Source organism: Alistipes sp. CAG:268, assembly GCA_000434235.1.
In the GTDB taxonomy this organism is placed as follows: domain Bacteria; phylum Bacteroidota; class Bacteroidia; order Bacteroidales; family Rikenellaceae; genus Alistipes; species Alistipes avistercoris.
In genome coordinates, this window is sequence record FR891975.1 from 24,386 (window position 1) to 46,911 (window position 22,526).

Annotated in this window: 21 protein-coding genes; all 21 read left to right on the plus strand. The window is 40.5% G+C overall.

Annotated elements, in window-relative coordinates:
- Positions 1–1,212 precede the first annotated feature (1,212 nt).
- Positions 1,213–1,470 (plus strand): hypothetical protein, encoded by a 258-nt coding sequence (locus QZL63_RS02240; RefSeq protein ID WP_022307712.1) that lies wholly within the window; start codon positions 1,213–1,215, stop codon positions 1,468–1,470.
- A gap of 649 nt (positions 1,471–2,119) precedes the next feature.
- Positions 2,120–3,289, plus strand: coding sequence for a transcription antiterminator (locus QZL63_RS02245; RefSeq protein WP_022307713.1), 1,170 nt, complete (start codon positions 2,120–2,122; stop codon positions 3,287–3,289).
- A gap of 71 nt (positions 3,290–3,360) precedes the next feature.
- On the plus strand, positions 3,361–4,527 hold the full coding sequence (locus tag QZL63_RS02250; RefSeq protein WP_418684073.1) for an MraY family glycosyltransferase: 1,167 nt from the start codon (positions 3,361–3,363) through the stop codon (positions 4,525–4,527).
- Positions 4,528–4,593: 66 nt separating this feature from the next.
- Positions 4,594–5,583, plus strand: coding sequence for an MraY family glycosyltransferase (locus QZL63_RS02255; RefSeq protein WP_022307715.1), 990 nt, complete (start codon positions 4,594–4,596; stop codon positions 5,581–5,583).
- 48 nt (positions 5,584–5,631) lie between these two features.
- Positions 5,632–6,537 (plus strand): glucose-1-phosphate thymidylyltransferase RfbA, encoded by a 906-nt coding sequence (gene rfbA, locus QZL63_RS02260; RefSeq protein ID WP_022307716.1) that lies wholly within the window; start codon positions 5,632–5,634, stop codon positions 6,535–6,537.
- A gap of 27 nt (positions 6,538–6,564) precedes the next feature.
- Positions 6,565–7,134 carry a dTDP-4-dehydrorhamnose 3,5-epimerase gene (rfbC, locus tag QZL63_RS02265; protein WP_022307717.1) on the plus strand — a complete coding sequence of 190 codons (570 nt, stop codon included), beginning with the start codon at positions 6,565–6,567 and terminating at the stop codon, positions 7,132–7,134.
- Between the two features lie 3 nt (positions 7,135–7,137).
- Positions 7,138–8,052 carry a dTDP-4-dehydrorhamnose reductase gene (gene rfbD / locus QZL63_RS02270; RefSeq protein WP_022307718.1) on the plus strand — a complete coding sequence of 305 codons (915 nt, stop codon included), beginning with the start codon at positions 7,138–7,140 and terminating at the stop codon, positions 8,050–8,052.
- The gene (locus QZL63_RS11700; RefSeq protein WP_022307719.1) at positions 8,042–8,581 is read left to right on the plus strand and encodes an acyltransferase family protein; all 540 of its coding nucleotides are present in this window, start codon (positions 8,042–8,044) and stop codon (positions 8,579–8,581) included. Before rfbD ends, QZL63_RS11700 begins: the two co-directional genes overlap by 11 nt.
- Positions 8,569–9,078 carry a hypothetical protein gene (locus QZL63_RS02275; protein WP_290585633.1) on the plus strand — a complete coding sequence of 170 codons (510 nt, stop codon included), beginning with the start codon at positions 8,569–8,571 and terminating at the stop codon, positions 9,076–9,078. The genes QZL63_RS11700 and QZL63_RS02275 overlap by 13 nt, the downstream gene beginning before the upstream one ends.
- A gap of 3 nt (positions 9,079–9,081) precedes the next feature.
- Positions 9,082–10,230 (plus strand): dTDP-glucose 4,6-dehydratase, encoded by a 1,149-nt coding sequence (locus tag QZL63_RS02280; RefSeq protein ID WP_022307720.1) that lies wholly within the window; start codon positions 9,082–9,084, stop codon positions 10,228–10,230.
- A gap of 9 nt (positions 10,231–10,239) precedes the next feature.
- Positions 10,240–11,379, plus strand: coding sequence for a glycosyltransferase family 4 protein (locus QZL63_RS02285; protein ID WP_022307721.1), 1,140 nt, complete (start codon positions 10,240–10,242; stop codon positions 11,377–11,379).
- 4 nt (positions 11,380–11,383) lie between these two features.
- Entirely contained in the window at positions 11,384–12,931 is a 1,548-nt protein-coding gene (locus QZL63_RS02290) for a lipopolysaccharide biosynthesis protein (protein ID WP_022307722.1), read from the plus strand.
- Positions 12,918–14,081 carry a Coenzyme F420 hydrogenase/dehydrogenase, beta subunit C-terminal domain gene (locus QZL63_RS02295; protein ID WP_022307723.1) on the plus strand — a complete coding sequence of 388 codons (1,164 nt, stop codon included), beginning with the start codon at positions 12,918–12,920 and terminating at the stop codon, positions 14,079–14,081. The genes QZL63_RS02290 and QZL63_RS02295 overlap by 14 nt, the downstream gene beginning before the upstream one ends.
- A gap of 4 nt (positions 14,082–14,085) precedes the next feature.
- Positions 14,086–15,156, plus strand: coding sequence for a polysaccharide pyruvyl transferase family protein (locus QZL63_RS02300; protein WP_022307724.1), 1,071 nt, complete (start codon positions 14,086–14,088; stop codon positions 15,154–15,156).
- A gap of 1 nt (position 15,157) precedes the next feature.
- Entirely contained in the window at positions 15,158–16,156 is a 999-nt protein-coding gene (locus tag QZL63_RS02305) for a glycosyltransferase family 2 protein (protein WP_022307725.1), read from the plus strand.
- Positions 16,157–16,213: 57 nt separating this feature from the next.
- Entirely contained in the window at positions 16,214–17,005 is a 792-nt protein-coding gene (locus tag QZL63_RS02310; protein ID WP_022307726.1) for a sugar-binding protein, read from the plus strand.
- 97 nt (positions 17,006–17,102) lie between these two features.
- Positions 17,103–18,095: an acyltransferase family protein gene (locus QZL63_RS02315; RefSeq protein WP_022307727.1), complete on the plus strand. Its 993-nt coding sequence runs from the start codon at positions 17,103–17,105 to the stop codon at positions 18,093–18,095.
- Positions 18,095–19,303: a hypothetical protein gene (locus QZL63_RS02320; RefSeq protein WP_290585636.1), complete on the plus strand. Its 1,209-nt coding sequence runs from the start codon at positions 18,095–18,097 to the stop codon at positions 19,301–19,303. Before QZL63_RS02315 ends, QZL63_RS02320 begins: the two co-directional genes overlap by 1 nt.
- Complete coding sequence (locus QZL63_RS02325) at positions 19,272–20,135, plus strand: glycosyltransferase family 2 protein (protein WP_022307729.1); 864 nt, start codon at positions 19,272–19,274, stop codon at positions 20,133–20,135. Before QZL63_RS02320 ends, QZL63_RS02325 begins: the two co-directional genes overlap by 32 nt.
- Before the next feature lie 5 nt (positions 20,136–20,140).
- The gene (locus tag QZL63_RS02330; protein ID WP_022307730.1) at positions 20,141–21,415 is read left to right on the plus strand and encodes a glycosyltransferase family 4 protein; all 1,275 of its coding nucleotides are present in this window, start codon (positions 20,141–20,143) and stop codon (positions 21,413–21,415) included.
- Positions 21,403–22,491, plus strand: coding sequence for a glycosyltransferase family 4 protein (locus tag QZL63_RS02335; protein WP_022307731.1), 1,089 nt, complete (start codon positions 21,403–21,405; stop codon positions 22,489–22,491). The genes QZL63_RS02330 and QZL63_RS02335 overlap by 13 nt, the downstream gene beginning before the upstream one ends.
- Positions 22,492–22,526: the final 35 nt, after the last annotated feature.

Sequence of the window (22,526 nt, forward strand, 5' to 3'; positions counted from 1 at the left end):
GATAGAATGCCTATGGCAGAAGTTACGATAAAAGGAACTTCCGTAAAATTGGGATGCAGCGAAAAAAGAAAATATCGGTGCGATTATCTTCTCTTTTGACTGTGAATATAAAAGTAAGGGGGAGAACTTCGGTAAAGGTTTAGTTTAGTCTATTAGCTTATATATATGCTAAACTAAAGTAAACTAAATATAGGCAGATATATTGGACTGCCTGTATAGGTGTTTTGAGGGAAATGGTTACCTTTGCAAAAAACAATGTTCCTTGAAAGAAACAGAGATTTGTCCTTTTTTCTTTTGGCTGTAGTTATTCATCCATAGATGACTGCAACAATCACTCTTGGCGAGAGGATGAAAATCGTGTGAAAAGACTTGGAAAAATACTCAAAGTACGAACAAGTGAAGAGAAAGAAAGGTAGTGCAAACAAAAAAACAAGAAAATAAGATAATTCGTGTTTCTGTTCCTAATTTGTTTCTTGATAAAAACACATCACAATATAAACTATTAATTTACAAGATATTATGATGTGAAATTTTGAGATATAACTAAATTTTCCAGATTCCACTGTGAGAATAAACTTACACTTCCGTGTTCAATATGTCGTCCAACAAATATAGAAAACATCTGCGGAAAATGCAAGTCGCGGACCTCTTTTTTGGGCTGTTGCGGGTGTAAAATTCGATAAAAAGTTTGTGAAAATCAATATTGAAGTTTAATTAAGTATTTTCGAAAATGGCCTTTTTGTCCTTTTTTTTGTTCTGGGTACAATTGTTTGATCGGGTTATCTCCCTGATTTTTTTTGTCTTGTCCTTGTTTGGGCCGGTTGTTCCGTTCAGTAAAATTTGACCGTTGAAATTTCTTGACCGTAAGGCGCGATCCCTTCTTCAGGTTCTCTTCTCAAGAATTGAAACCGAAGGCCGTTGTTGGTGCTTGAGCCTGGTTATATGATGTGTTTGTCTTATATTATATATAAAGGTATAATTAAAATGAATGCATGTTTCATATGTGTGCTTGAATACATGTTTTTATTGTGAGAGTTTAATGATTGGTTGTGTTTCGTATTGCGAATATGCCGTTTTTGTGTATCTAGTTCGTAAAATTACATTGATATTTGATGTATTTATTTGATATAAAGGGGAATAAATTGTTTGATTGAAGTGCGTGTATTTGTGCTGTAAGCAAGTGTTTAATATGGTAAATCATGTTTATAATAGATGTTCTATTATTTGATCGTTTGCAGGTATTGTTGGATTTGTAAATTTATTGAAAGCCTAATATTGAGCCCACCACCGGGCAATGGAAGTGATTTCGCTTTTGACCGCGGGGCGCTCGACAACGACCAGCTGGCACGGGTCGAGCGGGCGAGTTTCCTGCAGGGAAGGATCGTCGTTGGCGGATCCCATCCGGGCGATATTCCGATAGACGGGACGCTGGCCGTCTCGGGCCATGCCTATACACTGATGCATCCGTGACAGTAGGGAGGCGCTTTCGGTTCGGAAGGGACGGCATCGGCAGGCAATTGCCTGCCGATGCCTTTTTGGAAGGAATGGTTTGTGTTTGGGAATGACATTTACGGGAGGACCTGCCATTGCATGGCTTACAATGCGGGATTCTCCTTTGCTCCCTTGTGCGATCTCTGTTTAAGAAATCGCATGAGACGGGAACTTCTTGATTTTTAGACGAAGACCGTGTCATTTTGGTCGTAAATGCTTCCAAATTGTTACTTATGCCTTCCGTTTGCTTTTTCCGGACCTCCGGTTGTTGTTGCATTGGGGTGAAACAACCGTGAAAATAAGATTTTAAAACGGCTGTTTTTGTTTGTCTGTCAGAAGAATAGGCATTGCGTGATGGTTTGATGCAAGAAAAAAACCTCTCTTTTTGTTTATTCGACGAATTTATCTATTTTTGCGACTAAATAGTGTGGTTTCTTAAACAGAAATAATAAACATTCGCAACTGTAGGTTTGCAGACAAGCCCGAAGCGAAGCAAGGTATTCGCAATTTTCACGAATACCTTATGTGTAATTCTTAATTCACTGAATGTCAGCGTGTTCTGATGTTGCGCTGGCAAGGCCTCGGATTGCCCGGATGCGATGCGGATTCCTGGATAAACGATATTGGAATGAATACGCAGGGCACTAACTGGACTTGGTCTGACTCGGTCTCCGAGCAGATCCGCACAAGAAAAAACAACCATGCGGTAAGGTGGTATGTGCTGGTGCTGCCGGTCTCTTCAAAAGGATATTACAGGGGCAACCCGGCCAAAGGACTCCAGACCGAGCTGGCTCGGCGCATCCGTGTCGGCGAGCAGCCGTTCGAATATTTTGCTCCGTCGTACGTCGCCGTCTGCGAAAAAAAGGGCGTACTGGTCCGCACGCAGCATCCGTTGCTGTACAATTACGTCTTCGTACACGCCTCGGAAGCAGAGATCTATCGTTTGAAACGATTTCTTCCCCAATACAGTTTCCTGCCCCGGGTCCGTGACGGACGTGGCGGGTATTATCCCTACTTGTCGGACGAGGAGATGGCCAATCTGAAATGGGTTGCCGAATCCTATTGCGATGAACTGCCGGTCTATACACCCGAACCGAACCGGCTGATGAAAGGGGATCGGGTGCGCATCACCGAGGGGCAGTTCAAGGGAGTGGAGGCAAGCGTCATCATCCAGCCCGGAGGCGGACGGAAAGACATCATGGTCTGTGTGGAGAACTGCATGTATGTACCGCTGCTCAGTGTGGAGCCCGGCCAGTACGAGGTGGTTGCGTTGAACTCGGACAACCGCCATGTCTACACGCGTCTGAACGGCGACCGGCTTCCGGCGGGACTTCATGAAGCGCTGAAGCGTTACCATTCGCCCGAAGGGGTGACGGACACGGATCGGGAATTGGCCCGGGAGACGCTGCGGCAATACGGCAGTCTGCAGTTGGAGAGTGACGTCATGCGTTGCAAACTTTACTCGATGCTGCTTCCGGCCTATGCGATTCTTGGAGAGAAGGAGGAGTTCGACCGTCTGGTAGGTACGATTCGCAGTATCCTGCCGCTGATCCGTGCCGAACAGTCGCGTGCGTTGTTGCTGGTTACGCTCTATGGTTGCACGAACAGTTGCATCTGCCGGGATCATGCGCATGGCGCCGTCGATCCGTGGCGTGAGGAGCGGAATCCGAAAAAGTGCAAGTTGCAACTCATCCGGCGTCTTGACGATTACGATTGTTGGTTGGGACATGGCCTGTATGTCGGACGGTCTGCCTCCTCGGAACCGCAACATTGTGAATCCGTGTCGGCGAGCCGTTGAGCCGGCAGTTGTCGTACCGGCTGTCCGTTTTCCGCTTGCAATCGTTTCTTTCGATTGTTTCCATCAAACAAATATCCCCAAGTATGTTGTATTTTATCACCTCTCTGATTGCGGTTTTGGGCGTTTGCTGGATCCATCCGCGATTGGTCGCCATTGCCCTCGACAAAAACATCGTGGATAATCCCGATGCCCGGAAACTCCAACGCAAGCCGGTCCCCGTTCTTGGCGGTATCGCCGTGTTTTTCGGAACGGTGATCGGACTGGGGTGCGCCGGTATTGCCTGCGACTGTTCGGATCTGTTCATCGTGGTGGTCGCCATGATGATCATGCTCTATACCGGGACGCTCGATGACATCCTCGACCTCTCCCCGGCCCTGCGCTTTTTGGTGGAGATTGGCACCGTCCTGCTGCTGGTCTTCGTCGGAGGCTACACACTGGATGATTTCCACGGACTGTGGGGACTCGGTCAAATTCCCCGTGAAGTCGCCATCCCGCTGACGGTCTTTGCCGCCGTGGGCATCATCAATGCCATCAACCTGATCGACGGCGTGGACGGACTTTCGTCGGGTTACTGCATCATGGCGGGCATCCAGTTCGGGGTGATGTTCTGGCTGGCCGACGATCCGGTCATGGCCATTCTGGCAGCCGTATCCGCAGGATCGCTCATTCCGTTTTTCTTTCACAATGTCTTCGGCAAGACATCGAAGATGTTCATCGGGGACGGCGGTACGCTCGTGATGGGCATCATCATGTCGGTATTCGTCATGCGGCTGCTGCAGCACGACGCTCAATACATGATGCATGCCCAGGAGAATCTGGGGCTTGTGGCCTTTACGCTGGCGGTGCTGTCGGTTCCGGTCTTCGATACGCTGCGTGTGATGACGGCCCGTATCCTGAAGGGCAAGTCCCCGTTTCATCCCGACAAGACGCACCTGCACCACATGTTCATCCGCCTGGGATGCTCCCATGCCGCCACGACGCTTGCAATCCTGATGCTCAATGCCTTCGTGGTCCTGTGCGGATGGATCAGCTACAAGGCCGGTTGTTCGATCGATACGCAGCTTTACATTATTCTGGCCCTCGGCCTGCTGATCACATTCGGTCTCTATAACTTCATGGAGCGGCAGATCCGTCGCAAAACCCGTTTTCTGCATCTGCTGCATCGGATCGGCTACCGCACGCATCTGAACCGTACGGGTATCTTTTTCTGGCTGCAGAAAGCCGTTGATCGTATTTAGGCATTCTTTATTGGTATATGTTGGTATCCAACATGGCAATAGAGTTTGTGAATAAACCGTCTTCGGATGTTTGACTGCATGCATCTTTGTTTCATTCCCTGTTTTGAATCCGTTTATTGCCTGAAGGACAGGAGCATGCCGAGTGTCGTGGCCCAAAGGGATGTTGTCGGGACAAAAGGATATGCTCGGATTTCACGCTTTTCGGACGAAGTCTGTGGAGCCTTGCTGATGATTTTCATCGGAGGGTCTGTTTGGAATGTCCTCCACGGGTTGTGGTGCCTTGATCAGATCCCGCAAGGGGTGGCCATCCCGTTTATGCTCTTTGCTGCCGTAGGCATCATCAATGCCATCAACCTGATCGATGGGGTAGACGGTCTCTCGTCGGGCTACTGCATTTTGACGAGTTTGCTCTTGGGGATGATGTTCTGGTATGTGGAGGATCGGACGATGGGTATGTTGGCCGTCGTGGCCACCGGATCGCTGATCCCGTTCTTCTTCCACAACGTCTTCGGGAAGAGTTCGAAGATGTTCATTGGCGACGGCGGGACGCTGGTCATGGGTATCGTCTTGTCGATCTTCGTGGTCCGGATTTTGCGCCACGGCTCGATGAGCGAGGTTTATGATGCGGCAAATATCGGGTTGGTCCCCTTTACGCTGGCGGTTCTGTCCGTTTCCGTCTTTGATACGCTCCGCGTGATGACGACACGCATCCTGAAGCGCAAGTCTCCGTTTCATCCGGACAAGACGCACCTGCATCACATGTTCATCTGTCTGGGATGTTCGCATGCTGCCACGACGCTTGCGATTCTGACCCTGAACTTCTTCGTGGTGCTGTGCTGGTGGATTAGTTACATGGTGGGCTGCTCGATTGATGTCCAACTGTATATTGTGCTGGTATTGAGCATTCTGATCACATCTGGCCTTTATAATTTCATGGAGTACCATATCCGCCACAAGACGCAATTTGTCCGCCTGCTTCATCGCATCGGCTACCGTACGCACCTCAATCGTACGGGCATCTTTTTCTGGCTCCAGAAGAAAATGGATCGGATGTGATCTTGTCGTCAATTGGAATATTATAATCGATTTAAAAATCATAAAATCATGAAAGGTATTGTGCTGGCAGGTGGATCCGGAACCCGGCTCTACCCGATTACGAAGGGGGTCAGCAAACAGATGCTCCCCATTTTCGACAAACCGATGATTTATTATCCCATTTCGGTGCTGATGCTGGCCGGGATCCGGGAGATTCTGATCATCTCGACGCCTGTTGATCTGCCTGGATTCAAGCGGTTGTTGGGTGACGGTTCCGATTTCGGAGTCCGTTTTGAGTATGCCGAACAGCCCTCGCCCGATGGGTTGGCGCAGGCTTTTCTGATCGGGGAGAAATTCATCGGAAACGATTCGGTCTGCCTCGTCCTCGGTGATAATATCTTCAACGGAAACGGCTTCTCGGCCATGTTGCACGAAGCGGTACGATCGGCGGAAGTGGATCACAAGGCAACGGTTTTCGGCTACTGGGTCAGCGATCCCGAGCGTTACGGCGTTGCGGAGTTTGATGATGAGGGCAATTGCCTTTCGATCGAGGAGAAACCGGCCAAACCCAAATCCAATTATGCAGTGGTCGGACTCTATTTCTATCCCAACAAGGTGGTGGATGTGGCCAAGAGTATCAAGCCTTCGGCTCGCGGTGAACTGGAGATTACCTCGGTCAATCAGCGATTCCTGGATGACGGAGAACTGAAGGTCCAGACCCTCGGACGAGGTTTTGCCTGGCTGGATACCGGGACGCACGATTCGCTGGCCGAGGCCTCGACCTACGTGGAGGTTATCGAGAAACGGCAGGGGTTGAAGATTGCCTGCCTCGAAGGCATCGCCTTCCGGAAGGGGTGGATCACGGCAGACAAGATGCGCGAATTGGCACAGCCGATGCTGAAGAACCAGTACGGACAGTATCTGCTGAAGGTGATTGACGAGGTTGCCCAAACCGGTAAGAGTAATCTGGATTAACAATATATCTTTTCCAAACTTATAGAAATGGAAGTAATCAAGACAAATATCGAAGGTGTGGTGATCATTGAACCCCGCATCTTCCGGGATGACCGCGGTTATTTCTTCGAATCTTTCTCACAGCGCGATTTTCAGGAGAAGGTCTGCAACACGGTTTTCGTACAGGACAACGAAAGCAAGTCGAGCTACGGCGTGCTCCGCGGGCTGCATTTCCAGAAACCGCCCCATGCACAGTCGAAACTCGTCCGCGTGATCAAGGGGGCCGTATTGGATGTCGCCGTGGATATCCGCAAGGGCTCGCCGACCTTCGGGCAGCATGTTGCCGTGGAATTGACCGAAGAGAACCATCGCCAGTTCTTCATCCCCCGTGGGTTTGCCCATGGATTCAGTGTGTTGACCGACGAGGTTATTTTCCAGTACAAGTGTGACAACTTCTATGCACCGCAGTCGGAAGGTGCGCTGGCCTGGGATGATCCCGATCTGGGAATCGACTGGCGGATTCCGACCGACAAGGTCCTTCTTTCGGAGAAGGATCGTCATCACAGCCGTCTGCGCGATGCAGAGTGGCTTTTTGATTACAACGAAAAACTCTATTAGGCGATGAAGATTCTTGTAACGGGTGCCAACGGTCAGTTGGGACGTGAGATGCGTATTGTCAGTCGGGATACGAACCACGACTTTGTCTTTACGGATGTGGTTGATGCGGAAGGTGTTCAGACGACCAAACTTGATATTACCGATCTGGAGGCGATCCGTCGCATCGTTCGGGAGGAGCGGATCGACTGTATTGTCAACTGCGCAGCCTATACGAATGTCGACAAGGCGGAGAGCGACGAGGCTTTCTGCCGGGTGTTGAATGCCGAGGCGCCTCGCAATCTGGCTCAAGCCATGAAGGAGGTGAACGGCCTGTTGATTCATATCTCGACGGACTATGTCTTTGGCGGGGATCCCTACAATACGCCTTGCCGGGAGGACCAGAAGGGTACTCCGACCGGAGTCTACGGACAGACCAAGCTTGAAGGAGAGCAGTATATTCTCGGCATGGGTTGTAAATATGTTATTCTGCGTACCGCCTGGCTTTATTCCGAATTTGGTCGGAACTTTGTCAAGACGATGCTCAACCTTACGTCGACCAAACCGCAGTTGAAGGTCGTATTCGATCAGGCCGGCACCCCGACCTATGCCTACGATCTGGCGTTGGCCATCCGAACGGTCCTTGCCGATTATGCGGCCAGTGATACGACGCAGGGATATGCCAGGGGCGGTATCTACCACTATTCGAACGAGGGAGTCTGCTCGTGGTTCGACTTTACGAAGGCGATTGCCGCCTATGCCGGAAATACGACGTGCGACATCCAGCCCTGCCACAGTGACGAGTTCCCCAGCCCTGTCAAACGTCCGGCCTATTCTGTGCTGGACAAGACCAAGATCAAGGAGACATTCGGCCTTCGGATTCCGTATTGGGTCGATTCGCTGAAGATTTGTGTGAGAAATTTATTTGGCAATGATAAATAATACAATCCATCAGCAATCGCCCACTAAGCATATTGACTATATTGACGCAATGCGGGGCGTTGCAATGCTTTTGGTCGTTTATTATCATATCATAAATGGTGCTTTATTTATTGATAGTGAATTCTGTAATTTTTGTGTTAGATTTCGAATGCCATTATTTTTCTTTATAAGTGGATTCTTATCTTATACAACTATTTTCACAGCAGATCTATTAAAAAGCAGGAGTTATAATAGATTTTTTGGACAACTACTTCCAACAATTGTTTTTTGTTTCATTTATATTTTTATTTCAGGTCACAGTATAGAATCCGTCTTTTTTGATCAGACTAAATTGGGGTATTGGTTTACTATTGCAATGTTTGAGGTATATATAATATACGCTTTTGTATCCTTTATCCTAGCTAAAAGACATGTATCGAATAAGATAAGATGCATAGTATTTATTGCTCTAATTGTTTTTTCTCATTTATGTATGTCTCTTATAACGAGATATACTCCGGATATATTTCAGAATAAATGTGGACTTTAACCTCAATTGGGCAAGGTCTTTTGTATTTAAAATATTTTTTATTTGGGGTATTATGTAAGATGTGCAATAGACAATTTTTTGCTCTAATTGATAGTAAGATTGGAGTAAGTTTATTAATGATTCTATTTGTAATTCTGTTGTTTGTAGAGACTCCTATTTCTTTAGCTCTACAAGGTTTTCTGGGAGCAACGATTGTTTTTACTTTATTCAGATATTATAATCATATTTTTTCAAAAGAAAGTTTTGTTGGCCGAAATCTAATCTTTATAGGTAAGCAAACTCTTGAGATATATCTCATTCATTTTATTTTACTTTTTGGAATTCAGGGTTTAAATCAAAATGATGATTTTATAAAATTAATTTCAGAAAATTCTATACTTGAAGTTTGTTTTGTGTCAATATTGTCATTCTTATTAATTTGTTTAAGTATTATTATCGCGTCTGTTTTTAAGATATCACCTATTCTGCATTCTCTCTTATTCGGTTTTAAAAAATAAGCAATGGAAACTAATTTCAAACGCAATATCATCATTACCGGTGGAGCCGGATTTATCGGTTCGCATGTCGTACGGCTTTTCGTTACGAAATACCCCAACTATCATATTATCAACCTCGACAAGCTGACCTATGCCGGGAATCTGGCCAATCTGAAGGATATTGAGCAGGCTCCGAACTATACCTTCGTCAAGGCGGATATCTGTGATTTTGATACCGTTCTTGCGCTGATGCAACAGTATGAGGTGGATGGCATTATCCATCTGGCGGCCGAAAGCCACGTGGATCGTTCGATCAAGGATCCCTTCACCTTTGCACGAACCAATGTCATGGGAACCCTTTCGATGCTTGAAGCTGCACATCGCTATTGGAGTTCGCGTCCCGAGGGCTTTGAAGGCAAACTTTTCTACCATATCTCAACTGACGAGGTTTATGGTGCACTGAAAATGACGCATCCCGAGGGTATCAAGCCTCCTTTCACAACTACGGCATCCTCTTCAGAGCACCATCTGGCTTATGGTGAGGAGTTCTTCTACGAAACGACGAAGTATAATCCGCACAGCCCCTATTCAGCCTCCAAGGCTTCGAGTGACCACTTCGTGCGGGCTTATCACGATACTTACGGCATGCCGACTATCGTGACCAACTGCTCGAATAATTATGGCCCTTATCAGTTTCCGGAGAAGCTGATACCGCTGTTTATCAACAATATCCGCCATCGTAAGCCTCTGCCTGTTTACGGAAAGGGTGAGAATGTCCGCGACTGGCTGTATGTCGAGGATCATGCTCGTGCAATCGATCTGATCTTCCATCGCGGAAAGGTAGCTGATACCTACAACATCGGAGGATTCAACGAGTGGAAGAATATCGACTTGATTAAGGTGGTTATTAAGACGGTTGATCGACTCCTTGGTCGTAAAGAGGGTGAGGATATGGATCTGATCACCTACGTAACGGACCGTCCGGGCCATGACATGCGTTATGCAATTGATTCGTCAAAGTTACAGCGCGAATTGGGCTGGGAGCCTTCGTTACAGTTTGAGGAGGGTATCGAGAAGACCGTTCGCTGGTATCTGGATAACCAGGCTTGGATGGATAACATCACTTCAGGTGAATATGAAAAGTATTACGATGATATGTATAGGAATAGATAATAGCAGTCTATGCTCTCCAAGAAAATAAGGATTGGATATATTAGCCCGAATAATCCATTGGACAGAAGAGCCTCAAGTGGAACGACGTATTATATGTATAAGGCTCTTGAACAAATTGGGGCTGAAGTTGTTTGGGTGCAGGTAAAAAGGACTTGGGTATACAACATTGTAGCTGTAATTTACAAGTTCCTTTCAATTTTAACGAAAACACGGATTCTCAAGGAATATACAATTGTCGAAGCGATTCTGGCATCTAAATCATTAGACAGAAAGTTGATAGGTAAGTGTGATATATTGTTTGCACCTTTCTCTTCTGTAACTATATTTTCATTGGAAACAAAGAAGCCTATAATTTACCTTTCTGACGCAACTTTCGCACTTATGGTTGATTATTATTTTAAAAATATACCTAAGTGGAACATCCGTGAGGCAAACAAAATTGAGCATACTGTTTTGTCGAAAGTATCTTATGCTGTATTGGCTTCTGATTGGGCATATAACTCGGTAAAATCTGATTATAAAATATCTCAGGAAAAGCTAGCAGTTATAGAATTTGGGGCTAATATTGATGAGGAGAATATAATACCTCACCTTTTCGAATATAAGAGCAGTTTGGATATATTGTTTATGGGTGTGGACTGGATTCGAAAGGGCGGAGATATTGCTGTCGATGCTTGTAGATATCTGAATCAAATAGGTATAAGAACAACATTGCATATTGTGGGAATTCAAAATCTTGATGATTCTATAGCAACGTTGCCATTTGTGAGAAATTATGGGTTCTTGAATAAAAATAATCCAGATTCATATAAGACATTAGTTTCTATTATTCAAAAATCGCATTGTTTGCTTCTTCCTACACATGCAGAATGTGCCGGTATTGTTTTTTGCGAATGTAGTGCAAACGGACTTCCTATTTTTACTTATGATACAGGAGGAATTTCTAATTATGTGTTGAATGGTGTTAATGGCTATAGACTTCCGGTTAAAGCAACAGGAGTGGATTTTGGTCAGAAGATTTGTGATTGCTTAGAATCTGGTGAGTTAAGTGAAATGTCAACTCAAGCAGTTCGTCTATACAAAGAAAAATTGAATTGGACGAAATGGGGAACTAAGATGGAACAAATTATTAGCACCTTATTGGCTTAAATCAATGAATGAAATAGCAGAATCGGGGAATAAACGGATCGCAAAGAATACAGCTATTCTATACCTAAGAATGCTGGTGATGATGGGAATAAGTTTTGTCACCGCACGTATTACTTTAAATGCATTAGGGATAACTGATTATGGTATTAATAATGTCGTTGGTGGATTAGTCTCGATGTTTTCTCTGCTTTCTGGCTCCATGTCCGCAGCAACAAGTCGATTTCTTACATTTGGTTTAGGACAAGGTGATCTAGAAAACTTAAAAAAAATATTTTCTACAACAGTCAATATTCATATTATTCTTGCCGTAATTGTCGTCATTGCTATTGAATTAATAGGAGTATGGTTCCTAAATAGTAAGATGAATATTCCTAGTGATCGGTTATATGCGGCAAACTGGGTTTTACAATGCTCCGTTGGTATCTTTGCTCTCGGATTACTGTCTGTGCCGTATAACTCAGCTATTATTGCTCATGAGAAAATGACGGCATTTGCCTATATGACTATTTTTGATGCGGGCTTTAAACTCCTTATTGTTCTAGGAATCTATTATTATAAAGGTGATAAGTTAATCCTATTTTCACTTCTGTCTTTGATTCAGAGTGTTCTACGGCAGGCAATTTATTGGATATATTGTAAGCGGAAATTTACTGAGTGCATTTATATATTCGGCTGGAACAAGAAAATGAGTCAAAGCATTTTTAGTTTTGCAGGATGGAACTTTATAGGGTCAGGATCCGGAATTTTGAGAGATCAGGGTGTTAATGTCCTGCTCAATCTTTTTTGTGGACCAGCAGTAAATGCAGCACGAGGAATTGCAATGCAAGTCAATAGCATCGTTAGCCAATTTGCGACTAATTTCATGTTAGCATTAAACCCTCAAATCACAAAAAGTTATGCGGCTGGGGATAAAGATCGTTCTTTTGATATAGTATTGCAAGGGACTCGTTTGTCTTTTTTCTTGATTCTGCTTATATCGTTACCCATTTTGGCAGAAGTTCACCAAGTATTAGTTTTTTGGCTAAAATTAGTACCAGAACATACCGTTTGGTTTGTGAGATGGATGATATTGTATACAATGACAGAGTCTTTGTCGTTTACGATGGTTACGCTGATGCTTGCTACAGGTAATATCCGTAATTACCAATTATTGGTGGGTGGTTTTCAAATGTTGAATTTCCCGTTAGCATATTTGCTCTTAAAGTTAGGCTATGAACCAGAATCGACGATCGTTTTATCTATTATTATTGCTCTCGGTTGTCTCATCCTTCGATTAATTATGCTTAAACGTATGGTTGGATTCCCTATACGACGATTTGTTGTTGAGGAGTTGTCTCGAATTGTCTTAGTTGGTATATGTTCATCTATATTACCCATTATTATTGTATTTATGATGGAGGAATCCTTTGCGAGATTTATCATAACACTTCTTGTTAGCATTATTCCAACGATCTTCTGGATTTACCAGGTTGGCTGTACTTCCAATGAGAAGGAATTGATTAGAAGTAAATTAAAATTATTTTTAAATAAATATATACATGCATATAAATAAGACCGCCGAAACGTGTTGTGGATGCACTGCATGTGAAAATATTTGTCCCCGAGGTGCTATTACAATGCTCCCTGACAAATTAGGTTTTTACTATCCTCATGTAGATGTTTCAAAATGCATTGATTGCGGTTTATGTGTTAAGGTGTGTGATTTTACGCCTTCTTATGCGAGAAAGAACAAATATTCTCAGCCATTAGTATATGCCATACGGAGTTTAGATAAGTCTGAACTTAATAGAAGTCAGAGTGGAGCTGCTTTCTTTGAGTTTGCTAAGACCTTTTTACAATCAGGAGGTATTGTATATGGAGCCGGATTGGAGCCAGATTTTTCTGTCAAACATCGGCGTGTGGATACAATTAATGACCTTGAAAAGTTAAGAATGTCTAAGTATACACAAAGTAATATGACTAATGTTTTTCGAGAGATAAGATCTGATTTGCTTAATAAAAGAAAAGTTTTATTTAGTGGAACTCCTTGTCAAGTTTGCGGGCTCAACTCATATATTGGAACTCAATTAGGAGAGAACTTAACAACGATAGATTTAGTTTGTCATGGAGTCCCTTCTCCTTCTGTCTGGCGTGAATATATAAAGTTTATAGAAAAGAAAAATGGTCCAATTCGGACTTGTACCTTTAGAGATAAAAGTTTTGGGTGGGCCTCTCACTATGAATCTTTTCTTTTACAGAACGGACATAAAATAGCAAGAAGAATATTTAGAGATCTATTCTATAGTCATATCATGTTAAGGCAATCGTGTTATAATTGTCCGTTTACAAATCTTAATAGGGTTGCTGATATAACAATTGGAGATTTCTGGGGTTGGTCAAAAATCAGCAATGAATTTAATGATAATCTAGGTCTTTCATTGGTCTTGGTAAACTCAGATAAAGGGAGGAGTTTGTTGACTAATACTAAAAATATTATATGTAGAGAGAGTTCTGCAAATGATTGTTTACAACCTCAGCTGCAGCATCCTGCACAAAGACATCATTGTCGAGAAATTTTCGAAGCCGAGTTTGCCGCAAAGGGATTTGAATATGTTGCAAGGAAATATGGTGTAATAGGTTTACGATATCAAATCAATAAAATTCTCCTTAATCTAAAACACATCTATTTTGCTCTCGTCTGGCATTTGAAGCATAAGCAATAATGATATGAAACGAGTTGGAATTATAACTTTTCATCGAGCTAATAATTTTGGGGCGGTCCTTCAATGCTATGCATTACAGGAAACATTAAAAAAACTGGGATATAAGGTTCAGGTCATTGATTATCGTGAGCCTTATACTGAGCTAATATACAATCCAGTGCGTTGGGATATCATGATGCAGGGCCTTACTCGTCCAAGATTATTAGCGGGATATTTATTCAAAGTTTTTCCTGAAAGACTAAAAAGATCCATACAATACAATAGATTTAGAAAACAATATTTAAATTGTACAAAGCCTATATTTCAACGCGAACAGATTCCTTTGGATTTTGATACATATCTGATTGGTTCTGATCAGATGTGGAGTCTTCATCCTACAGGTAATCGATTAGAGCCTATTTATTTTGGAGACTTTATTGTTCGTGAAGGTAGTGATATCCAAGGGTATGCAATTAGTTCAACTATCGAATCGTTGAATGTTATAGGTCGTTCAACTCTTGTGAAGTATATTAAAAATTTTAAACGTATTTCATTCCGAGAAAAAACGATTCGAGATGAGGTCGAGCGTATGACAGATAGGAAAGGGGAGGTGGTATTAGATCCTTCACTATTACTATCTTGTGATGAATGGGATAGATTAACAGCTAAAAGAGTAATTCAGACTCCTTATATTCTGACATATTTCTTGCATGAGAATGCATCATCGTTTGATTTCCTACGAAAAATCAAAGATTTTGCTCAAAATCAACATGCGAAGTTGATTAATATTTTTGATGTTGCATATTCCCCTCTTGACTTCCTTAATGCAATAAAGTATGCTAATTGTATATTAGCGACATCTTTTCATGCTATTGCGTTCTCTATTCTTTTTCAGAAACCATTTTATGCTTTGAAATCTAATGATGGGAAGGATATTAGATATATTAATTTAATGAATGAGATTGGACTTCAGTCTCGCCTTATTGATGAAGATGAGTTATCAAATCTTAAAATCTTGTCAATAGATTATGAGAATGTTAATTTGCGATTAGAAGACTCGAAAAACCGTTCCTTGAAATATTTAAAATCTCTATAATATGCCGAAGATAAGCGTAATTGTGCCTATATATAGGGTGGAAAAATATATTGAACGATGTGTGAGAAGTTTGTTTGAACAGACACTAGATGATATTGAATATATTTTTATTAATGATTGCTCTCCAGATAATTCAGTTATAATTCTTACAAAATTATTAAAAGAATATCCTCAGAGAAGATCTACGGTGCAGATTATTAATTTCACACGAAATCAAGGGGCAGCAGAAGCACGTAAAGTTGGAATATCATTAGCATCTGGAGAATATGTTATTCATTGTGATAGTGATGATTGGGTTGCTACCACAATGTATGAGAAATTATATACTTCGGCTAAACTGTATGCTGTTGATATGGTAATATGTGGCATGTATGAGAGTAATGGCATGTCAGAAAAGGTTATATACCAAGATGTTAACTCTGATAAAGAGAGATTCCTTGGGGATTTAATATGCCGGAAAACAACCTGTTCTTTGTGCAATAAATTAATAAAGAGAGAGATTGTTCAATCATCCCAACTTATATCTCCTGAGGTCCATATGTTAGAGGATCAATTATTATGTGTACAATATTTAGTCTTGTCTGCTAATTATATTTATATTGATCAACCTTTGTATTATTATTTTGTTAATGAGAACTCAGTTTGCCATTATTGTTCTGTGGAAGCATGCTTGAGAAGAGCAAGAGAAGCTCAACAAAATATTAATAAGTTATTGTCATTTCTAGAGCAGAAGAATTTGTCAGAACAATATCGGAATGAGATAGTCCGTATGAAGTATACGCCACGAGTATTTATTTGGCCTCTAGTTTTGAGTGATCCATCAAAATATATTCATTTGTGGAGAAATATATTTCCAGAGATAAACTGTGACTATCTTTTTTGCAAAGGGATACCTTTCTCTCTAAAACTTATCTTTTATTTAACATTGCTAAGAATTTATCCTATTATTTGGAAAGTATTACATCGAAATCGGAAGAATATAGAAGTATCCGAACGATAAATATTTTCAATGTATTTTGCTCTCATGGCATAGATTTTCTTAAAGTAAAGATTGTAAATGATTCCTCGAAAGATCCATTTTTGTTGGCTTAGTAACGATGATTTTCCTCCGCTGATTCAGCATTGTTTAAATACGTGGAAGGATGTTTTACCGGAATATGAAATTATTCTATGGGATACAAAACGTTTTAATGTAAATTCCATCTCATGGGTGAAAGAAGCATATGATGCTAAAAAATATGCTTTTGCCGCCGATTACATCCGATTATATGCTGTTTATACGGAAGGTGGTGTTTATTTGGATTCGGATGTTGAGGTTATAAAATCATTTAATGATTTATTACAATATAAATCATTTATAGGATTTGAAGCTGCAACAGGAGGAATTGAGGCCGCTATATTTGGAGGAGAACCCGGGACTCCATGGTGTAAGAAGGCAATGGACTTTTATGAGAACGAACATTTTCATGTAAACGAAAAAGGAGGAGTTGATTTGAAAATAACTGCTCCTAATATTATTGAGCAGGCTTTGAAGGATACATATGGAAGTTTTTCTATGATTCAACCAATAAAGCCAATGAATCTAGATAATGATATTCTCATATGTCCTGCACATTATTTTTCTCCTATTAAATATGATGTAGAGAAATGTTATAATGAAGATCGGAGATTGACGAGTAATTATCGCGCAAATCCAGAAACTTATTGTATCCATCGGTTTAATGCAGCGTGGGGAATCAAACCTTCCAAAAGTATTCAATTATGGGATAAATATAAAAAGAGATTAACAGCCGTATTAGGTGAGAGAATCGTTTCAAGACTTCTATCCCTATTGAAGATTTTTAAATAAAAATTGAGACAAAAGTTACCTTTCTAAGGTTGAATCTTATGCATTCTATTGAAATAGAGATTAACTGGCTGAATTGAGGAAGATGTTGAAAAACGACATGAAAAGAGTCCGGTATCTAGATATTGTTAAAGGCCTGTCTATTATTTGTATCGTACTCCTGCATTATGAGAGAGATGTATTCCCAACTAGCATAAATGTTTTTATCGGATCTTTTATGATAACTGCGTTTTATGTTGTGACAGGCTGGATCGAAGCAATGCGTTCTGTTCAAACAACATTTGTAGATTTTATAAGAAGAAAATGGCGGCATCTCTGCATCCCTTACTTGTGGTGGTCTAGTATTATTCTTTTGTTGGATTTAATTTTACTGGCATTGGGTTTCTATGACGAAATGCATATAAAAACGGATATTTATAAGACAATTACATTAAGAGGTATTGGGACGCTTTGGTTCTTACCTGCGCTTCTGGGAGGGGAAATTATATGGTTTTATCTCAAAAAACATAATATAATCCTTATCGTATTGGCATTCATTATAACTATCTGTTATCAGTATTTCTATCATCGTATATTTGATGGAAATACAGACTTGATGTATAGGATAATTGATGCTCCATTTCGAACTATTAGCAATATGTTGGAGGCTTGGGTTGGAATAGCATTTGGTTTTTTTGCCTATTTGCTTTGCAAGAAAAAGCTGCTAAATCGGTCAAATCTTGTGAAGGGTATGATTGGTGGTAGCCTTTGTATTTTTGCATTTGTATTGGCTAATTATTTACCTCGCGGTATATCAATATTCTGGCACTACTTGGCGCCTTTGATAGGGCCTTTGGGTCTCCTTTTACTTTTCAATTCAATTCAGGACCTTAGAATTCTTAATTATTTCAGCTTCTGGGGGCAGAACTCACTTAACTTAATGGTTACACACTATTCAATAGTATTGGTTATATTAACTTTGATAGTTGAAGATTTCTTTCATATGCCATACAGCGGTTGGGTATCTATCTTGTGTTTTGTAGTGTCTATGCCGGTCCAATATTTATTGGTAATATTGATAGACAAGTTTGCTCGATTTACATTAGGGAAATAATGATGAAACCGATCTTATCATATATTACTCCGAGAAATATTGCTTGCTTTATATTAGTATTATTTTGCATTCAATATATCCCTATAGAAAGTAGAGATGGCGTAAGTTTTCTAAAGTTGGCGGTATCTGCCCTTTGTCCGTTTATAATTGTGATTTATTCACCAAAGGTAGGGAGAACTACTGTTCTGTTCATGTTGTATTATGCTTTAATCATAGTTACAGCAATGGTACATCCTGATACCCTTAGATGGAGTACCGTTATTTTTATGGCAACTTTTATAGTTGTATTTATAACATATTATAATCTAGTAGTTTGTGAGAATGTCTTTTCGAAAGATTTTTTTACTAATTTACTTAAAAGGTTAATACTAGCATATACAGTTGTATTGATTATACAACAATTTTTTATATTACTTGGCATTAGATATTTCCCATTGATAAATTTAGTCCAATATCTAGATCGAGGAATTGGCACAAATTCTTTGACTTATGAACCGTCTTCAGCTGCAATTATTTTGTCATTTGCAATGCTATCACTCATAAGGATGTATGAATTGGATTATGGGCGAAAGCTTACTTTTCGAGAGATTTATAGAAAGGATAAATTAGTTGTATTAGGTTTTCTATGGAGTATGATCACTATGGGAAGCGGATCAGCTTTTATTGCATTAGGAATCTTGTTATGTTATTTTATTCGTCCAAAGTATTATTTCTCTACAATTGCGATAATTCTTATTGCTTATTGTGTCATTACATATGTTGATTTTGTTCCATTGCAACGTGCTAGAGATTCATTTGCTGCATTCCTAACTCTGGATAATCAAGAGGTTGCAAATGCAGATGGAAGTGCAGCTGCTCGGATCATTCCTATTGTGAATACAATTACCAGATTGGACTTGACTTCTTTGGAAGGATGGTTCGGACATGGTGTCGATTACGGGTTGAGCGATGGCTTGTTTAGCAATAAAGTTATGGTTGGGAATATTGCCGATTATGGATTTTTAAGCTTTATTCTTATGCAAATAATTGTATATACGAGCATGATTCGTCGAGTTTTCTCTTTGGAAACTCTTCTTTGGTTCGGTTTAGGACTGGCGACATTAGCAAATGTTCCACTTAATTGGGGCGCAATGATGTTATTTACGGGGGTAAGATATTTCCAAATTCAACGAGTATATGGACGTATCAATAATAATTGTAAATTATAATACTAAGAAGCTATTATTAGATTGTATTTCATCAATTTATGGGTATACTTCCAATTTGTCATTTGAGATTATCGTTGTTGATAATGCTTCAATTGACCAGTCGGAAGAATTAATTTGTTCCCGATTCCCTTCGGTTCGTTGGTTTAACAGCGCAGAGAATTTAGGTTTTGGTCGTGCTAATAATCTGGGTGCAAAATATGCAAATGGAGAGTATCTTTTTTTCCTTAATTCAGATACACTATTGCTGAACAATGCGATATTACAACTCTTATCGTATATGAAAATGCATAATTCGGATAATGTCGGTGTGTTGGGAACCTGGCTTCTTGATGGGAATCGTGAACCTAATAACTCATTTGGTTTTTTCCCTAGTATTAAGAATGAAATAGCTTATTTGTTAGGGAAATATCACCGTCCAGATAATTCGGAACTTAGGAGAGAAAGAGATGTCGATTTTGTAACTGGGGCAGACTTGTTTATTGCGAAGCGTGTTTTTGATGATTTAGGCGGTTTTGATAGTGAGATTTTTATGTACTATGAGGAGACGGATCTACAATATCGATTATCAGAATCTGGCTTGATTCGGCGAATTATACCTGGGCCTGAAATCATTCATCTGGAGGGTGGAAGTTTTAATAGTAAAAAATTGACAGTTTCCCGATTTATTATGGCTCAAACCAGTTATAATTATTATTTAAGGAAACATTTCAAGGGCCCTTATTATTATCTGTATTATGTGATTCTTTGTTTTATTCGGTTAACAATATTTGTTACGACAGATTGGAGTCTTAAGGATAAAATAAAGGCATACAAAGTTGTATTAAGAAAATAATAATTATGAATATTTTAGTTCTCGCTTATCAATTATCCCCGACGAAGGGATCAGAATATTCGGTTGCATGGAATTATGTGCAAAGGATGTCAAAATATCACCACTTAACAGTCATTTATGGCGTGTCTGGAACGCATCTAGGTGATTGTAGTGAAATGAAAAATTATATTAAAGAAAAGGGAGGTATTCATAATGTTGTATTTATAGATGTCCAGCCTAATAAATGGGTAAATCTACTTAATTGGTGCAATCGTCATAATTTTTTTAATTATACTTTTTATTTTGCATATCACGAATGGCAAAAGCAGGTATATGGGATTGCGAAAAGGTTGCATGACAGTGAACATTTTGATTTAATTCATTTTGTTGGTCCAATAGGATATCGTGAACCTGGTTATTTGTGGAAAATGGATATCCCATATATGTGGGGGCCTATTGGCGGAGCAGATAATGCTTCAATAAAATTGTTAAAGAAATCTCCTTTATCTTCGAAATTTAAGTTTTGGATAAGAAATATTATAAATAGCTTACAATTAAAATATTCTCATCAGTTAAAGCGGGCCTTAAGTCGCACTGATCTTTTGCTAACAGCAACATCGGAAAATCAAACAATTTTTAAAAAACGATTTGGTAAACCTAATTTTTATTTGCCAGAGAATTCAATTACAACCTCTGTGACATTAAATTATAACAAATTTAGTGATGAAACAAAGTATCATTTAATTGTTATAGGTAGATTAGTCGCAGGTAAAGCGGTTAATATCTTATTGGAAGCTCTTACTTATTTATCAAATCGCCATAAAATAATTGTGGATATTGTTGGTGATGGTCCGATGCGAACAGCTTGGGAAACATATGCTCGACGGAATCATTTGGAGTCTATTGTTAAATGGTATGGAGAATTACCTCGAACAGAAGCTGTAAAATTGTTTAATGAGGCACATTTGCATGTAGTTACAAGCGTAAAAGAAGGAAATCCGACGACTATCTGGGAGGCTATGAGTTATGGCGTGCCGACGATGAGTTTTGATCATTGTGGTATGCACGATACGATTTGTGACAAATGTGGCATACTCATTCCTATTCATACTTATGACCAATGCGTGCATGATCTTGCCAAGGAAATAGATAATCTTATTGATCACCCCGAACAGTTTAAACAATTGGCCGAAGGCGTATTGCAATGTGCAAAAAAATATTCGTGGGACAAGCGTGAGAAAATAATATTGGATTGTTATGATGCAGCAATAAAAAATCACAACTCTCGATGCGTAAAATAGTTTGTTTTCATTTGCTGAATGATTACAGCGGCAGTCCAAAGGTCTTAAGGATGGTTCTGCAGGGATTGCTTGGGCAGAATAATAAGATAGATCTTGTTACGTCAAATGGGAATGGGGCTTTAAATGATCTTTGTCAAAACGGCGATATCTGTATTTATAAGTATTCATATCAATTTTCTACAAATCCAGTAATCGCGTTAATCCGATATTTGTTTGTACAAGGATATTTGTTCTTTTTCTCATTTCGCTACTTGTTTCATCCTGGAGTATTATTTTATATCAATACGATCCTGCCTGTTGGGGCCGCACTCGCCGGTCGTTTGATGGGGAAGCAAGTGGTTTATCATTATCATGAGAATGCGTTTGCCAAGGGGGCATTTTATAAGTTGCTGGCGTATATAATGAAGATTCTGGCAACGAAAATAATTTGTGTGTCAAATTATCAACGTTCTTTTTTACGAAGAGAAAAAGGCGTTTATATAGTGCCTAATGCTATTCCTGAGAGCCTCATACACAATTTGCACCCCTGTCCAGATAAAGCTTTTTTGAATAAAAGAGTTTTGATGCTAGGTTCCTTGAAACAATATAAGGGGACAACTGTATTCGTCCGGTTGGCCGAGGCTTTACCTGATTATAAGTTCGAGTTGGTACTCAATGAAAATCAGGAGAATATAGATGCCTATTGGCATGTCAACGAACTCCCTTTATTGGAGAATCTGACGGTATATTCGCGTCAACAAAACGTAGCTCCATTTTATAACCGCGCGTCTATCGTCTTAAATCTGACTGATAAGCATTATGCGATAGAGACTTTTGGCTTAACCGCGTTGGAGGCTATGTCGGCAGGTCTTCCTGTAATAGTCCCAACTGTCGGAGGGATTGCAGAGATGGTTCAAGATGGGGAGAATGGTTATAAAATAGATGTCCAGGACTTTAGTGAGATTGTCATAAAAATCAATCATATTCTTTCAGAAAAAGCACTTTATGATAAACTGGCCAAAGGAGCCCTTGCTACAGCTTCAATGTATAATGAGGCCCATATGTGTACGCAGATAGAGTCTATTCTTAGGGAATAGTTTTATTGACCTGCTTTCTGTAGGATTCGCTTATC

Coding starts and splice junctions, on each gene's coding strand:
- QZL63_RS02240 (WP_022307712.1), top strand. CDS start 1,213: ATGTTCTATTATTTGATCGTTTGCAGGTATTGTTGGATTTGTAAATTT.
- QZL63_RS02245 (WP_022307713.1), top strand. CDS start 2,120: ATGAATACGCAGGGCACTAACTGGACTTGGTCTGACTCGGTCTCCGAG.
- QZL63_RS02255 (WP_022307715.1), top strand. CDS start 4,594: ATGTTTGACTGCATGCATCTTTGTTTCATTCCCTGTTTTGAATCCGTT.
- rfbA (WP_022307716.1), top strand. CDS start 5,632: ATGAAAGGTATTGTGCTGGCAGGTGGATCCGGAACCCGGCTCTACCCG.
- rfbC (WP_022307717.1), top strand. CDS start 6,565: ATGGAAGTAATCAAGACAAATATCGAAGGTGTGGTGATCATTGAACCC.
- rfbD (WP_022307718.1), top strand. CDS start 7,138: ATGAAGATTCTTGTAACGGGTGCCAACGGTCAGTTGGGACGTGAGATG.
- QZL63_RS11700 (WP_022307719.1), top strand. CDS start 8,042: ATGATAAATAATACAATCCATCAGCAATCGCCCACTAAGCATATTGAC.
- QZL63_RS02275 (WP_290585633.1), top strand. CDS start 8,569: ATGTGGACTTTAACCTCAATTGGGCAAGGTCTTTTGTATTTAAAATAT.
- QZL63_RS02280 (WP_022307720.1), top strand. CDS start 9,082: ATGGAAACTAATTTCAAACGCAATATCATCATTACCGGTGGAGCCGGA.
- QZL63_RS02285 (WP_022307721.1), top strand. CDS start 10,240: ATGCTCTCCAAGAAAATAAGGATTGGATATATTAGCCCGAATAATCCA.
- QZL63_RS02290 (WP_022307722.1), top strand. CDS start 11,384: ATGAATGAAATAGCAGAATCGGGGAATAAACGGATCGCAAAGAATACA.
- QZL63_RS02295 (WP_022307723.1), top strand. CDS start 12,918: ATGCATATAAATAAGACCGCCGAAACGTGTTGTGGATGCACTGCATGT.
- QZL63_RS02300 (WP_022307724.1), top strand. CDS start 14,086: ATGAAACGAGTTGGAATTATAACTTTTCATCGAGCTAATAATTTTGGG.
- QZL63_RS02305 (WP_022307725.1), top strand. CDS start 15,158: ATGCCGAAGATAAGCGTAATTGTGCCTATATATAGGGTGGAAAAATAT.
- QZL63_RS02310 (WP_022307726.1), top strand. CDS start 16,214: ATGATTCCTCGAAAGATCCATTTTTGTTGGCTTAGTAACGATGATTTT.
- QZL63_RS02315 (WP_022307727.1), top strand. CDS start 17,103: ATGAAAAGAGTCCGGTATCTAGATATTGTTAAAGGCCTGTCTATTATT.
- QZL63_RS02320 (WP_290585636.1), top strand. CDS start 18,095: ATGATGAAACCGATCTTATCATATATTACTCCGAGAAATATTGCTTGC.
- QZL63_RS02325 (WP_022307729.1), top strand. CDS start 19,272: ATGGACGTATCAATAATAATTGTAAATTATAATACTAAGAAGCTATTA.
- QZL63_RS02330 (WP_022307730.1), top strand. CDS start 20,141: ATGAATATTTTAGTTCTCGCTTATCAATTATCCCCGACGAAGGGATCA.
- QZL63_RS02335 (WP_022307731.1), top strand. CDS start 21,403: ATGCGTAAAATAGTTTGTTTTCATTTGCTGAATGATTACAGCGGCAGT.